At 67.1% G+C, this 14585-nt stretch carries 11 protein-coding genes and 1 tRNA gene; 4 read left to right on the top strand and 8 right to left on the bottom strand.

Annotated features, from left to right (window positions below):
- Positions 1-91 precede the first annotated feature (91 nt).
- The 7 genes from rho to ACULPM_RS02460 form a co-directional block, all read right to left on the bottom strand.
- Positions 92-2068: a transcription termination factor Rho gene (rho, locus tag ACULPM_RS02490; RefSeq protein WP_445331805.1), complete on the bottom strand. Its 1977-nt coding sequence runs from the start codon at positions 2066-2068 to the stop codon at positions 92-94.
- A gap of 196 nt (positions 2069-2264) precedes the next feature.
- Positions 2265-2972, bottom strand: a complete 708-nt coding sequence (locus ACULPM_RS02485; RefSeq protein ID WP_445331804.1) for a MarR family transcriptional regulator — start codon at positions 2970-2972, stop codon at positions 2265-2267.
- Between the two features lie 243 nt (positions 2973-3215).
- Complete coding sequence (locus ACULPM_RS02480) at positions 3216-5060, bottom strand: arginine--tRNA ligase (protein ID WP_445332309.1); 1845 nt, start codon at positions 5058-5060, stop codon at positions 3216-3218.
- Positions 5061-5458: 398 nt separating this feature from the next.
- Complete coding sequence (locus tag ACULPM_RS02475) at positions 5459-6946, bottom strand: nicotinate phosphoribosyltransferase (protein ID WP_445331802.1); 1488 nt, start codon at positions 6944-6946, stop codon at positions 5459-5461.
- An 8-nt stretch (positions 6947-6954) separates the two neighbouring features.
- Positions 6955-7245 carry a hypothetical protein gene (locus ACULPM_RS02470; RefSeq protein ID WP_167929580.1) on the bottom strand — a complete coding sequence of 97 codons (291 nt, stop codon included), beginning with the start codon at positions 7243-7245 and terminating at the stop codon, positions 6955-6957.
- 38 nt (positions 7246-7283) lie between these two features.
- Positions 7284-8270, bottom strand: coding sequence for a radical SAM protein (locus ACULPM_RS02465; RefSeq protein ID WP_445331801.1), 987 nt, complete (start codon positions 8268-8270; stop codon positions 7284-7286).
- A 1-nt stretch (position 8271) separates the two neighbouring features.
- On the bottom strand, positions 8272-9441 hold the full coding sequence (locus ACULPM_RS02460; RefSeq protein ID WP_445332312.1) for a glycosyltransferase family 4 protein: 1170 nt from the start codon (positions 9439-9441) through the stop codon (positions 8272-8274).
- A 498-nt stretch (positions 9442-9939) separates the two neighbouring features.
- Between ACULPM_RS02460 and ACULPM_RS02455 the strand changes: the two genes are divergently transcribed.
- Positions 9940-10015 (top strand) — tRNA-Ala (locus tag ACULPM_RS02455).
- 149 nt (positions 10016-10164) lie between these two features.
- On the opposite strand, the gene ACULPM_RS02450 is transcribed toward ACULPM_RS02455, so the two are convergent.
- Positions 10165-11013 carry an ABC transporter ATP-binding protein gene (locus ACULPM_RS02450; protein WP_445331799.1) on the bottom strand — a complete coding sequence of 283 codons (849 nt, stop codon included), beginning with the start codon at positions 11011-11013 and terminating at the stop codon, positions 10165-10167.
- 119 nt (positions 11014-11132) lie between these two features.
- On the opposite strand from ACULPM_RS02450, the gene ilvA reads away from it, so the two are divergent.
- From ilvA to ACULPM_RS02435, 3 genes are all read left to right on the top strand, one after another.
- Entirely contained in the window at positions 11133-12353 is a 1221-nt protein-coding gene (gene ilvA / locus ACULPM_RS02445) for a threonine ammonia-lyase (RefSeq protein WP_445331798.1), read from the top strand.
- A 44-nt stretch (positions 12354-12397) separates the two neighbouring features.
- Positions 12398-12799, top strand: a complete 402-nt coding sequence (locus ACULPM_RS02440) for a hypothetical protein (protein ID WP_445331797.1) — start codon at positions 12398-12400, stop codon at positions 12797-12799.
- Positions 12800-12932: 133 nt separating this feature from the next.
- Entirely contained in the window at positions 12933-14108 is a 1176-nt protein-coding gene (locus ACULPM_RS02435) for a hypothetical protein (RefSeq protein WP_445331796.1), read from the top strand.
- The last annotated feature ends 477 nt before the right edge of the window (positions 14109-14585 follow it).

The raw sequence follows: 14585 nt of genomic DNA, 5'->3' as shown, positions 1-14585 counted from the left end.
TTCTAACCAGCTCAAACGAACAAAACAGTCCCTCCCCCCAAACGAATGGTCCCCGCGCCTGAGAGGATCGATGGGGAGGGACGGCCCCGTCCTAGGCGATGTAGCCGGTCTGGTTGGCCTTCTTGGCGCTCTTGATCAGGAACTCCTCGTTGGACTCGGTCTCCTTGAGGCCGCGCACGAGCGCGTTGGCGGCGCGCTCCACGTTGTTCATGTTGGCGAGAACGCGACGGATGCCCCAGACGAACGGCTGGTAGGCAGGGTCGATCAGCAGGTCCTCGTTGCGCGTGCCGGACGCCACCGGATCGATGGCCGGGAAGATGCGCTTGTCGGCGAGGTCGCGGTCGAGCTTGAGCTCCATGTTGCCCGTGCCCTTGAACTCCTCGAAGATGACCTCGTCCATCTTGGAGCCGGTGTCCACGAGCGCGGAGGCGATGATGGTGAGCGAACCGCCGTTCTCGATGTTGCGCGCGGCGCCGAGAAACTTCTTGGGCGGGTAGAGCGCGGCGGAGTCGACGCCGCCGGAGAGGATGCGGCCGCTCGCGGGCTGCGCGAGGTTGTAGGCGCGCGCGAGGCGGGTGATGGAGTCGAGCACCACCACGACGTCCTCCCCCATCTCGACGAGACGCTTTGCGTGCTCGATCACGAGCTCCGAGACGTGCGTGTGGTTCTCGGCCGGCATGTCGAAGGTGGAGGCCACGACCTCGCCCCTGATGGAGCGCTCCATGTCCGTGACCTCCTCGGGGCGCTCGTCCACGAGCAGGCAGAAGAGGTGCACCTCGGGATTGTTAGCGGCGATGGACTGGCAGATCTTCTTGAGGACCGTGGTCTTGCCCGCCTTGGGCGGGGAGACGATGAGGCCGCGCTGGCCCTTGCCGATGGGCGAGACCAGGTCGATGGCGCGGCCGGTGATGGAGTCCTTGCCGCATTCCATGACCAGGCGCTCGTTTGGATAGACCGGGGTGAGGTCGCGGAATCGGGGGCGCGCCTTGAGGTTCTCTGGCGCGCGGCCGTTCACCGCGGAGACGCGGATGAGGGGCGGGTACTTGCTGTTGGAGCGGCCGGGGCCGACGGTGCCCGACACGCGGTCGCCGGCGCGCAGGCCGAGCGAGCGAATCATCTGCTGGTGGACGAACGCGTCGTCGTCGCCCTCCATGTAGTTGCCGGTGCGAATCCAGCCGTAGCCCTCGTTGCCGATCTCGAGGATGCCCTCGACGGGGCGGAAGCCCTCCGCACGGGCGGCCGCCTCGTAGATGGCCTCCACGAGCGCCGGCTTGCGCACGCCCACGTAGTCGATCTCGAGCTCCGCGGCCTTGGCGCGCAGCTCGGCGACCTTCATCTCGGCAAGCTCCTCGCGGGTGAGCGAGGGCTCGGCGGTCTCCTGCTGGCGGCGGTTGCGACGGCGGCCCTGGCCGTTCTGGCGACGGCCCTGGCCGGCGAAGCCGCCCGAGGGGCCCTGGCCGGCACCGCCGCCGGAGGCCTCGCGGTCGCCCTTGTGGCGACGCTTGCGCCCCTGGCGCGGGGCCTGCTCGGCGGCCTCCTGCTGCGGCTGCTCGCCCTGGGCGGCGTCCTTTCCGGAAGCGCCCTCGTCGAGGGTCTGCGCGGGCATGGGGGTGGGCTCGGAGCTCGCGCGCGTCGCCGCCTCCGTCGCGCGGGTCATCTCGTCGGGCTGGGGGTCGGCAGGGGACGGCTGCTGCGGGCTCGCGGGCTGCTCGGGCGCCTCCGCCGCCTTGTCGGCCTTGCGGGGCCTCCCGCGGCGGCGCTTGGGGGCCGGGGCGGCCTCGTCGGCCTGCTGGGCGGGAGCGTCCGCCCCATCGGTCGCCTGCGCGACCGGCGCCTCCGGCTCGGCGGCCTGCTCCGCCTTGCGTGGCCTGCCGCGGCGGCGCTTGGGGACGACGGGCTCGCCTGCGGCCTCGGCCTCCTCGCGCGCCTTTGCCTCCGCGGCCCGCGCGGCCTCCATCTCCGCCTTGGTCCGGCGGCGCCGACGTGGCTTTGCCGGCGTCGTCTCAGGCGCGGCGGTCACGGAATCGGCCTGGCCAGGCACGGAAACAGGCGTCTCGGCGTCCGACATATAACTACCTCTCTTGTTGCGACCCCACATGCGCCACGGCACGGGCGTCAGAAATGGCCCGGGTGCGATGTGCGCTCTCATATGGGTTCGGGGAACGCATCCCCATAAAACGGATGAAGGCGGCCGCGCACCTACCGTGCGGGACCGCCTTCAGACTATAGCACGTATCAGACGATGGCGCAGCAAAAACGTTGCATTACGCCACGTCGTCCTCGGCGCCGGCCGCCTTGCGGCTGCCGCGGAGCTTGCGGCGCACGACGACGCCCTCGATGGTCTCGACGAGCGCCTCCGCCGCGCGGACGCCCTCCTCGGTGAGGCTCACGCTCGTGGTGTGCGCGCCCGCCGAGTCGTGGGAGCGCGTCGCAAGGCCGCGCTCGACGAGCGAGGAGACCGACATCGAGACCGTGGGCTGCAGAAGGCCGAGCGCGTCGACGATCTGCATGATGGTGAGCGAGTCGCTCTCGGAGGCATAGAGGCCAAGCAGCACGAGGTCACCGGCCTTGCAGAAGAGCGACCCCATGGCGTCGACGTACTTCCTGATGCGCTCCGCCGACGTCCGGGAGAGGGCGCGGCCCGTGGGGATCTGCGCGCGGGTGAGGTCGGAGAGCTCCTCCACGCGGGCGCGGCCGCGCTCGGAGATGGAGCAGACCACGTTCCTGCGGTCCTCGGCGCCCTCGGCGCGCTCGATGAGGCCGAGCGCCGCGAGGTGGTTCGTGCGATGGGTCATCGTGGGCCTGAGCGCACCCTGGTACTCGGCGATCGCCGAGGTCTTCATCGGCTCGTCGGCGATCTCGAGCCGGCAGAGGATCGCGAACTCCTCGAAGGTGAGGCGCTCATCCGAGGCGCCCGCCTGCCTGACGATGTTGTACGCCCTTCTGACGGACATGAATTCCTTGAGGTCCACGGCCCCGCCTCTCACACACCTTCGCTAGCACGAAGGACTTCCTGCAAAGCAGCTGAGAAAAACTGCTTCCTTGATAGGAGGCAGTATACATAATTTTGAGAGCATTAACCATTGTTAATGCTCTCAAGCAATAAAAATCCTAGATAACAATTCGGTTATTCGCAATCCTTACACAAATGGTACGGGCCCCGGCGCCGCTGTGGCGCCGGGGCCCGGGGCACGAGGCCTAAGGCGAGCGAGGCCCTACATGCTCTGCGGGGCGTCGACGCCGACGAGCGTCAGGACGAGCGCGAGGACGCGGCGCGTGGCGTCGCACGCGGCGAGGCGCGCGTGCGAGAGCTCCTCGTCCATCGGCCTCCCCTTGCCCGGGAGCACCTGGCAGGCGGCGTAGAACGAGTGGAACTCGCCGGCGAGCTCCTCGGCGTAGTGCGTGAGGCGGAACGGGGCGCGGTCGCGCGCGCAGCTCTCGACGAGGCTCGGAAGCTCGCCTATCTTGCGCGCGAGGGCGGCCTCGGAGGCGTCCGAGAGAAGCCCGAGGTCGTAGGACTCCCCCACCGCGCGGCGCGCGACCTCGTCCATCCCGAGCTCGGCGGCCTCCTCCACGGTGACGCCCGCGCCGCGGCGCAGGATCGAGCAGATGCGCGCGTGCGCGTACTGCACGTAGTAGACCGGGTTGGTGTTGTCCTGGCGCTTCACGCGCTCGATGTCAAAGTCGATCATCTGGTTGGAGGACTTGGAGATGAGGGTGTAGCGCGTGGCGTCGGCACCCACCTCGGCGAGCAGCTCGTCGAAGGTGACCATCGTGCCCTTGCGCTTGGACATGCGCACGGGGCTGCCGTCGCGCAGCAGGTTCACGAGCTGGCCCAGGAGCACCTCGAACTGCGTGGGGTAGCCGAGCGCCTCGCAGGCGGACTGAACGCGCTGGATGTAGCCGTGGTGGTCGGCTCCCCAGATGTCGATCACGTGGTCGACGCGCTGGAACTTGTTCCAGTGGTAGGCGACGTCGGAGGCGAAGTAGGTGTACTCGCCGTTGGTCTTGATGAGCACGCGGTCCTTGTCGTCGCCGAAGGTCGTAGAGCGGAACCACAGGGCGCCCGCCTCGTCGCGGTAGAGGTGGCCCATCTCGTCCAGCGCGGCCAGCGCGCGGTCGACGGCCGAGGTGCCGTCCTCGCCCTTCACGTAGAGGCTGCGCTCGGAGAACCAGACGTCGAAGTCGCAGCGCGCCTCGTGGCAGGTGCCGCGGATGGAGTCGAGCATCCAGAGGTAGGCGCGCTCGCGAAACTCCGCCATGCGCTCGCCCTCCGAGGTCGCAAGCCACCTGTCGCCGTCCTCGGTCACAAAGCGCGCGGCGATGTCGACGATGTAGTCGCCGCCGTAGGCGTTGCCGCCCAGGGCCTCGTTGAAGGCGTCGGTGAGCGGGTGGGTCTCGGGGCGCTCGTCGCCCTCGTCGGCCACGAAGGCCTCGCGATCTGCCAGGAGGACCTCGCGGGAGCCGTCGAGGGAGACGCCGCGCTCCCCCATCACGGAGAGCAGCTGCTGGTAGCGCATCGAGATGGAGTGCCCGAAGACGTCCATCTGCGAGCCGTGGTCGTTGACGTAGTACTCGCGCTCCACGTCGTAGCCCACGTGCTCCAGCACGCGACAGAGCGAGTCGCCGATGGCGACCCAGCGGCCGTGGCCGATGTGGAGCGGGCCCACGGGGTTCGCGGAGACGAACTCCACCTGGACCTTGGTCCCCGCCCCCATGCTGGAGCGCGCGTAGTCGGCGCCCTGCTCGCGCACGGTGCGGAACACCTCGTTGGCCGAGGCGGTGGCGAGGTAGAAGTTGATGAAGCCGGGGCCAGCGACCTCCACGCGGTCGACGGAGGGATCCTCGGGAAGGTGGGAGACGATGGCGTCCGCGATCTGGCGCGGCGCGCGGCGGGCGAGCTTGGCGGAGCGCATGGCCACCGTCGAGCTCCAGTCGCCGTTTGAGGGGTCGGCCGGCCGCTCGAAGCCAAGGTCGCCGACCTCGAACTCAGGCAGGTCGCCGGCCTCCTGCGCGGCGGCGATGGCGGCTCGTACGAGCTCCTCGATCTTCTCGGGCATGGATTCTCCTCTTGCTTGCATCGTGGCCGCGGTCGCCGAAGGCGGCGTCGGGGCGGCAACTCGGTTGCGCGGGTAACTGTGTGATTGTAGCAAAGCGCCCGCCCACGCGGGCCGGATGGACCCCCGGCACGCGCACCCTGTGGGAGCTTCCATCATTTATTACATGGAAAAGAAGGGGGCAACGGGGCTCGATGACCCGATTTTGGGCGCAGGAGTCCCGTTGCCCCCTTCTTTTCCATGTAATAAATATTCGAATCTTAAGGAGACGGCGAGAAGGACGGACGACGGGAGGAGACGGGGAGAAGAGCGCGGGGCGAGAAGGACGGCACGGCACGGGAGGGCCCCGACGCTCGCGCGGAGACGTCGGGGCCTCGTCCTTCTCGGTTCTTCTCGTCTGCCTACGCCGTGGGGCGCCCGGACTCCGCGCGCTCCTCGAGGGCGAGACGGCTGCGCAGGTCGGCGAGGCCGAGCTCCAGGCCCACGGGATAGGTCTGCGGGTTGAGGAAGCGGGCGACCGCCGGGTCGAGCCGCATGAGGGCCTCGCGGCAGCGCTCGCGCGCGACCTCGATGCCCTCGGGCTCGCCGACGCGCCTGCCGTGCTCGACGAGCTTGACGAGCAGCTCCTCGGGCTCGCCCGAGAGGCGGTGCGTCAGGTACGGGTCGAGGACGTCGACCATCTCGCGCGGCGTCCCCTCGCGCGCCACGTCGTCGACGACGAGCATGTCGGCCGTGGGACGGCCGGCCTGGTCGTAGTAGCGCAGGACGTGCTGGACGCCCGGGACGGTGCGCTTGTAGGACTGCTCGGAGAGCTTGATCACGGGCGTCCACGGCTCGCCCTTCTGGCGGCGGACGGCGGAGAGCTTGTAGACGCCTCCGAGCGAGGGCTGCGGGTCGCACGTGGCGAGCTTGGTCCCCACGCCGAAGGAGTCGATCGGGGCGCCCTGGGCGAAGAGCGACTGGATGGTGTACTCGTCGAGGTCGTTGGAGACCGAGATCTTGACGTAGGGCAGGCCGGCCTCGTCGAAGGCGGCGCGAGCCTCCTTGGAGAGGCGCGCGAGGTCGCCGGAGTCCAGACGCACCGCCGAGAGTCGCTCGCCGGCGGCCTCCATCTCCTTGGCAACGGTGATGGCGTTCCTGATGCCCTGGTGCACGTCATAGGTGTCGAGCAGGAGCACGCAGTTCTTGGGGCTCGACTTGGCGAAGGCGCGGAAGGCCTCGAGCTCGCTCGGGAACGCCATGACCCAGGAGTGGGCGTGCGTGCCGAAGACGGGGATGCCGTAGATCTTGCCCGCAAGGACGTTCGACGTGGACGAGGCGCCGGCGATGTAGGACGCGCGCGCCACGGCGAGGCCGCCGTCAGGGCCCTGGGCGCGGCGCAGGCCGAAGTCGGAGACGGGGTGGCCCTCCGCCGCGCGCACCACGCGGGCGGTCTTGGTGGCCACGAGCGTCTGGAAGTTCACGAGGTTGAGCAGCGCCGTCTCGATGAGCTGGCAGTCGATGACCGGGCCCTCCACCCGCACCATGGGCTCGCGCCCAAAGGCGACCTGCCCCTCGGGGACGGCGTGGATCGTGAGGTCGAGGCGATGGTCGCGCAGGTACTCGAGAAACGCGGGCTTGAACATGGGGCCGCCGCCGGGCGCCTGGATGCCGGCGAGGTAGGCGATGTCGTCGTCCTCGAAGACGAAGTTCTCCACGAGGTCGGCGATCTGGCCGGTGCCGCAGCACACGGCGTAGCCGCCGTCGAAGGGGCAGTCGCGGAAGAAGGCGTTGAAGCAGGCCTCCCCGTCGGCGAGCCCCGCCTCCCAGAAGCCCTGGGCCATCGTGAGCTCATAGAGGTCCGTGTTGAGGCAGACGTCGGTGGGCTTGGTGCGGTCGGTGAGAGACATGGCTCCTCCTATCCGAGGACCGTGGCGGCGAGCCAGACGATGGCGACGCCCACCACGGCGAGAATGACGACCTTCTGGCCGAGCGGCATCCTGAGGTCATCGTCGTCGGGCTCCATGAGGGCGCGGCCGCGCTCCACGGAGGCCCTCATGGCCTCGTCCTCGGCCTTCTGCCTGCGCAGGCGCTCGAGCTCGGCGCGCTCGGCGGCCGCGCGCTCGGCCTGCTCGCGCGCGGCCTTCTCGGCCCTGAGCTCCTCGAGCTCCGCGCGCTCCTCGTCGGTGAGACCGGTCCTGTCCGCCATGCGACCTCCGTCAGTCGTGCCCCTGCAGTGACAACAGTTTATACCCCAGGAGCTCCGCCCGCCGCGCCGAGCTCGGGACCCTCCACGCCCGTGGCGTCGAAGGCGGGCACGAAGCTCTCCGAGACCGTCCCGCCCTCCTGCCACCAGATCCTCTCGAAGCCCAGGTCGTCGGCATGGCAGAGCACGAGCTCGTACTCCTCGTCGGTGACGCCGCGCGCCAGCGCGCCGCCCGCGCGGCGGCACGCCTCGTTGGGCGTGTACTGGTTCATCACGGAGAGGTCCACGTCGTTGCCCGCGATGTCCCAGACGCGGTCGAGCACGGCGCAGGAGTCGTCGACATGCTCCGGGAGCACGAGGTGACGGACGATCACGCCGCACCGCATGGCGCCGTCGGGCGCGCAGGAGCGGCCGCCCGCCGCGCGCACGGCGTCGACCATGACGGCGAGCGAGGCCGCGGCGAGCTCGGGATAGTCCCGGGCGCGGGAGAGCTCGGCCGCGAGCGCGGGGCTCGCGTACTTGAAGTCGGTGAGCCAGACGTCGACGACGTCCGCGAGGGCGCGGACTACCCCCGGCAGCTCGTAGCCGGACGTGTTGCAGACCACCGGCACCTCGAGCCCGGCGCCCCGCGCGAGAAGGACCGCCTCGCGGACGTGCGGGGCAAAGTGAAGCGGGGTCACGAGGTTGACGTTGAGCGCGCCCTGCGCCTGGAGCTCGAGCATCATCTCCGCGAGGCGCGACGCCGTAACGGGCAGGCCAAAGCCGCCGCTCGAGATCTCGTGGTTCTGGCAGAAGACGCAGCGGAGCGGGCAGCCCGAGAAGAAGATGGCGCCGGAGCCCGCCTCGCCGGAGATGGGCGGCTCCTCCCAGAAGTGCAGGGCGCTTCTCGCCACCGTCAGGGTCGAGGTCATGCCGCACATCCCGGGACGGCCCTCCGAGCGCGCGGCGCCGCAGCGCCTCGGGCAGAGCTCGCAGCGGTCATAGGCCGCGGGGCCGAGCTCCGGGGCGACGTCCCTCTCGCCCGCCACGCTAGTCGTCCCCCCTGCGCCGGCGGAGGTTCCTCTTCTCCTCCTCGAAGGCGGCGTCCCCCGGCGCGACGAGCTCGTCCGCCCCGGTCTTGGGGTTGTAGTGATGCAGCAGGACCGGCTCGAAGAGGTGGAGGTGGCGGGCGAAGGCCATCGAGACCACCAGCAGCACGCAGAAGATGGCGATGCGCGGCACGGTCTCGACCTGCGTCATCACGAGCGACCCCACGCACATGAGCCCCGTCCACCCGTACATGAGCAGCACGGCCTGGCGCTGGTCGAAGCCCTCGTCGATGAGGCGGTGGTGGATGTGCCCGCGGTCCGCGTGGCCGATGCCCGTGTGCCCGCGTAGGCGCCGCACGATGGCGGAGAAGGTGTCGATGATGGGCACGGCCGCGATCACGAGCGGCACGATGATGGTGGTGAGGCCCGCGAAGCGCGTGACGGAGAGCAGGGACACCGTCCCGAGGGCGAAGCCGAGCGTGAGGGCGCCCGAGTCTCCCATGAAGATGGATGCCGGGTGGAAGTTGAAGCGGAGGAAGCCGAGCGACGAGCCCGCCACGGCGACGGAGAGCGCGGCGGCGTCGAGCCGGCCCGCCCAGACGGAGAGCACGAACATGGTGAAGCTCGCGATGGCCGAGATGCCGGCGGCGAGGCCGTCGAGGCCGTCGATGAGGTTGATGATGTTGGTGTAGGCCACGAGGTAGACCACGGTCACCGGGTAGGCGAGCCACCCCAGGTGGACGAACCCGCCGGGAACGAAGGGGTTGGAGATGTCCCCGATGACGAGGCCACCCGCCACGGCGATGACGGCGGCGAGCGCCTGGCCGGAGAGCTTCTGGCGCGGCGAGAGCGAGAAGCGGTCGTCGAGCAGGCCGGTGAAGAAGATGACGAGAAACGCGAGGACGAGCAGCCAGTAGTTGACCTCGAGGCGCGGAGACGGCACGAGCACCACGGGCCATCCCCAGAAGGTGGTCCCCAGGTACTGGACGACGAAGGCGGCGACGATGCCGAGGAAGATGGCGACGCCCCCCATGCGCGGGATGGGCTTCTTGTTGATCCTGCGGGCATTGGGGTAGTCAACGGCGCCGCACCACACGGCGATTCGGCGCGCGAGCGGCGTCGATGCGAGCGAGACGAGGAAGGATGCCGCGAGAAGGCACAGATATGGCATCAGGTCTGAATCCACCTCGTCCCCTCCCCGGCACGCGGTCCCAGCAGCTGCCCTGCCATGATAGCGGAAACGGGTCACATATGAGCTGAAGGGGAGCTTGAGCTGCGGCATAACCGCGCGACGCACACGTTCTCCCTAACTGTTGCCGAGAAGAAGCCCCATGTCAAGACTGGTATCCCCCGCAAGAACCCCTATAGTAGGTGGTGTCGTCCCCCTGCGGTCAAACTGGGTGAACCGACAAGCGTTACGAGGGAGTCCGATATCTCGTGTTCAGTACGGGTATTCCCCGTTGATGGGAAAGCCGGAACGCGCGATGGGGACACCCACCTTCTGAGAGGTGGGTTCATTATTCGCCGCAGGGGGCGTCTTTGTGCCGAGGCGACGTTCTTCTCGCCCGGCGGCGGCGCGGCAAGGTAGGAGCACCCTGAGGGGCAATTCCCGATTGGCGCTTGACATCGTCGGGGCGCCCTGCCACAATAGCCAACGCGCAATGCGCCTGGGGACGTAGCTCAGCTGGGAGAGCGCTGCCTTCGCAAGGCAGAGGCCGGGGGTTCGAATCCCCTCGTCTCCACCAGGAAACGTCAGGCGGGTGCCCGGTACGGGTGCCCGCCTTTTTCGTGCGGCGTCACGAGCGAGCATGCCCCGGCGCACGGACCGGGCCCTCTGGCGAGAAGAACCGTGCGCCCGGGCATGCTCGAGTGCAGGGCGATCGAGAAGGGCGCGCTACTCCCCGTACTCGCCGCGCAGCGAGTACCAGCCGCACGACTCCCCCACCATGAGGGGCACGTCGAAGAGCTCGCTCATGACCCCACTCGTGAGAAGCTCGGCCTTGGGGCCGTCCGCAAAGACCTCGGAGTCCTTGATGAGAAGCACGCGCCCGATCGCGGGGATGATGTCCTCGGGGTAGTGCGTCACGAGCACCACCGAGCGCCCCTCCGCCGCGAGCGTCCCCATGGTCTTGCGCACGTGGTACATGCCCTCGGGGTCGAGGCCCGTGCACGGCTCGTCGAAGATGAGGACCTGCGGGTCGCGCACGAGCTCGCGGGCAACGAGCACGCGGCGCACCTGCCCCGTGGAGAGCGTCATCACGTCGCGGCCGGCAAGCTCGGCGATGCCGAGCCGCTCGAGGGCGTCCCCGGCGAGCGCGCGGTCCTTCTCGCCCACCTCGCCGCGCAAAGGAACGCCAAGCGTGCCGAACAGGCCGCCCACCACGATGTCAATGACCGGCAGGTGAACGCGCACCTGGTCGTGCATCGTCGAGCTCACGATGCCGAGCGTGCGCTTAATATCGGCGAGCTGCGGGCGCGCGGCACCGCGGAAGCGCACCGGGGGCTCCTCGCGCCAGATCGGGAAGACCTCGCGCGTGAGCAGCTGGATGAAGGTCGACTTGCCCGCGCCGTTGGGACCGAGAAGGGCAACGTGCTCACCCTCCGCGAGGCTGAAGTCGCCCACGTGCAGGATGGTCTTGCCGCCGCGCACGACGCTCGCGTCGTGGATCTGGAAGAGCGGCGTGCCGAGGTCCTTCTCGCCCGCGAGGTCCTTCTCGCCCGGGCGTCCCTTGTTGGTTTCCATTGTGTGCCCCCTTTCGGCGTGCCGGCGCGCAAGCGCGCGGCGAGGTCTACTATAGGCAGACCGAAACCGCGCCGGCGCGGCCTTCTGCGCGCCGTCACCAACTAGCAAAGGAGCCCGCCATGGCAGAGATGCTCTCGCTCGAGGCGTTTGAGGAGGCGTCCGAGAAGGTCCGTGAGGTCACGCTCGAGACCAAGCTCGTGGAGAGCCCACACTTCTCGGCGAGCACGGGCAACCGCGTGTGGCTCAAGCCCGAGAACCTGCAGCGCACCGGCGCCTACAAGGTCCGCGGCGCCTACTACAAGATCTCGACCCTCTCGCCCGAGGAGCTCTCCCGCGGCATCATCACCGCGAGCGCCGGCAACCACGCGCAGGGCGTGGCCTTTGCCGCCACGCGCGCCGGCGCACGCTCGGTCGTGGTGATGCCCGAGACGACGCCGCTCATCAAGGTGGAGCGCACCAAGCACTACGGCGCCGAGGTCGTGCTCCACGGCGATGTCTACGACGAGGCCTGCGACTACGCCCTCGAGCTCGCCGAGCGCGAGGGCTACACCTTCATCCACCCCTTCAACGACCCCGTGGTCTCCACCGGCCAGGGCACCATTGCCATGGAGGTCGTCTCCGAGCTGCCGCTCGTCGACACGATCCTCGTGCCCGTGGGCGGAGGCGGCCTCTCGTGCGGCGTGGCGACCTTCGCCAAGCTCTACAACCCCAAGATCCGCGTGATTGGCGTGGAGCCGGCGGGCGCGCCCTCGCTCACGGCGGCGCTCGAGACGGGGCATCCCGTGCGCCTGCCGAGCGCCAACACCATCGCCGACGGCACCGCGGTGCTCGAGGTGGGTGACGCCGTCTTCCCCTACCTGCAGGCGAACCTCGACGACGTCATGACCGTGCCCGACGAGGAGCTCATCGTGGCGTTTCTCGACATGGTCGAGAACCACAAGATGATCGTGGAGAACTCCGGCCTGCTCACGGTGGCCGCGCTCAAGCACCTGCCGGCAGAGAACAAGCGCGTGGTGGCCATCCTCTCGGGCGGCAACATGGACGTCATCACGATGAGCTCGGTGGTGCAGCACGGCCTCATCCAGCGCGACCGCATCTTCACCGTGAGCGTGCTTCTGCCCGACCGCCCCGGCATGCTCGTGCGCGTGGCGAGCGTCATCGCCGAGCAGAACGGCAACGTCATCAAGCTCGAGCACAACCAGTTCGTGAGCACCAACCGCAACGCCGCGGTGGAGCTACGCGTGACGATCGAGGCCTTCGGCACCGACCACAAGGCGCAGATCGTGGACGCCCTCGAGGCCGCGGGCTTCTCGCCGACCCTCACCCAGACTTCGCTGTGATACGTTGGGACAGTTCCTTCGTATCATTCGTGGAAGGAAGCGCTATGAGCGCTGCGTACCTCGACTCGCTGCCCGAGTTGCACGTGAACATCGACCTTAGCCTGGCGGAAGGCGAAAAGGTCGTGTTCGAGGCCCCGCTCTCGTGCTTCGGGACCGAGACGGACCAGCTCCTCGGCGGCGCCGGCTCACGGCTGTACCTGACGAACAGGAGCGTCATCGCCAAAAACCCCGTGGGCCTGTGGACCGTAGACCTTGCCGATGACGTCGCAAGCTGCGAGCTCGAGCGTCGCGGGGTGACCTTCTTCTCGTCCGCCGTCGTGTGCGTCGGCCTGAACGGGGCGCTTTCCTACGGCGCCGAGCAGGAGACGCTGAGCGGATTTCGCTTCTACCTCAAGAAGAAGGCCGCCGCGCGCCTCATGGAGCTCATGGACGCCGCGCTCGCCTAGCGCGGCAGCGACCCCCAGAGACCCGCGGTCCTTCTCGCCCACACCCTCACCCGGACGTCATCGTAGGCCGACGGCGAAATCTAGCGCAAGCTCGTGACCATACCTAGGCCAAACACATGACAAGGAGGCAATAGTGCGAGATCCGATTGAGTATGAGGATGAATTCATCCAGTTTCTTAGGCACACCAGGCATCTCAGCGAAGCAGCTGTATCCAATGCCGTCTCACGCTGCCGTCGCATCAACGACGAAGAGGAGAATATCGATAAGAACTTCGAAAGAGATGAGCTCGTCTCACTTTTGGAGAAATTCGAATACTCGGCAGACGATGCTCGCGTCAATCAATCACCACGTCACTCGATAAAAATCAAGGGAGACACTCGAAGCGGAACTGCCTCGCTCAGAAACGCTCTAGTTCTATACCGCGACTTTCGCCTGTCAAAACGCGGAGTAGGCTCTGAGGGTGTGCAGATATTCTCCCCATTAAACTCCCCCAGGACTGCTACGCGGAAACGCCCCGTATCACATTGGCCCAAGTGGGACCGGCCAACAGAAGACGACCTTCTTGCACTCGCTCGCACAACCACAAAGTACGTACGCTTTTTGAGCCCAGATATAGTTGAGGCTATCGTCCTAGACAATGAACGGAATCGCCCCGCATTCCAGGAGATGCTGGCGATTCGCGGCATCAGTCCAGATTTGTATCTTTGGTCCGGCTCCGCATGTGCATTTCCTGGGGTAAGACGCCATAGCGGCACAGACGAGATAAATCAGTTTAGGAACCGAAATCGTGAGAATTGGTTCAAGAAGCTAAATGGTGCTCTGACCCTCGATGACAACTCCTATCCAAAACAGATCTGGGCCTTCGCGTTCACAGGGAGGCGCTTCTCTAACAAAGGGCCGGAAGGCTACTCCCTTGCGCACCTGCTTGACCACAAGGGCGAAGATAGATTCTTCGAAGAAGCCCCTTATACGGGTTTCGGGACAGATCGTCAGGCACTTCCCGGTCTGTTCACTTCAGCAAGCAACACGATTTATATATGTGACAGCCTCATGAAGCCAACCGATAAGTGCGAGCCTCTTCGCAAGCTTCTTCAAAGGAAGGCCGCAGCGCTCTACAACGGGATTTGTTCGATACTTCCCCCCACCCGAGACTTGGCAAACAATGAAGACCCACGGTGGGAAATTGAAGAGTTCGAGTGGGCCGAACCCGTAGGATCTATCGAGCATATCGATGCATTTTTATCTTGGCGAGCAAAAGAGCTCGAGCGGCTTGCTCAGCTATATCCAGTCAATGAAATACAGGCGTGAGATCGGATAAGGTAATGAATTTTCTGGACTGGAACGGCAACGGAAGGCTCGACCCCCAAGATTTGGTAACCAGCGAAGCCGTGAGACTACGTGACCAGAGGAAAGAGCCCACCAAGCCATCTGTCGACACCAAGCCATCTATAGAAGCACCAGCAACAAAGGGCGGTTGCCTCACTTTGGTTGCACTCTTTGCTATAGCGCTCATTTCCGCATGCTGCCTGTTCTTTCTCATGCTTTGAGTTTTTCACGGTGCAACACCCTGATCTTGGAGACGCATAGATTCCTAGCCCACGGCCTTCCTCACCGTTCGCGGGCGAAACCGCGCCGTTCACGGGTGATTACGTCCCGGAAACACGCGCCGCGTAGAGTGTCCGCCAACGAGCAAATGCGATGACAGGGCCAGTACGGGCCGCATCCGTCCCACAGCGAGCGGGCAGCGTGAGAACCCGCGCCGGACGGCCCCGAAGACTCCCTCGA

The sequence above is a fragment of the Thermophilibacter sp. ZX-H3 genome, assembly GCF_052599055.1.
The sequence above is the reverse complement of the archived record's forward strand: the minus strand, read 5'-3'. Positions and strand labels throughout refer to the sequence as shown.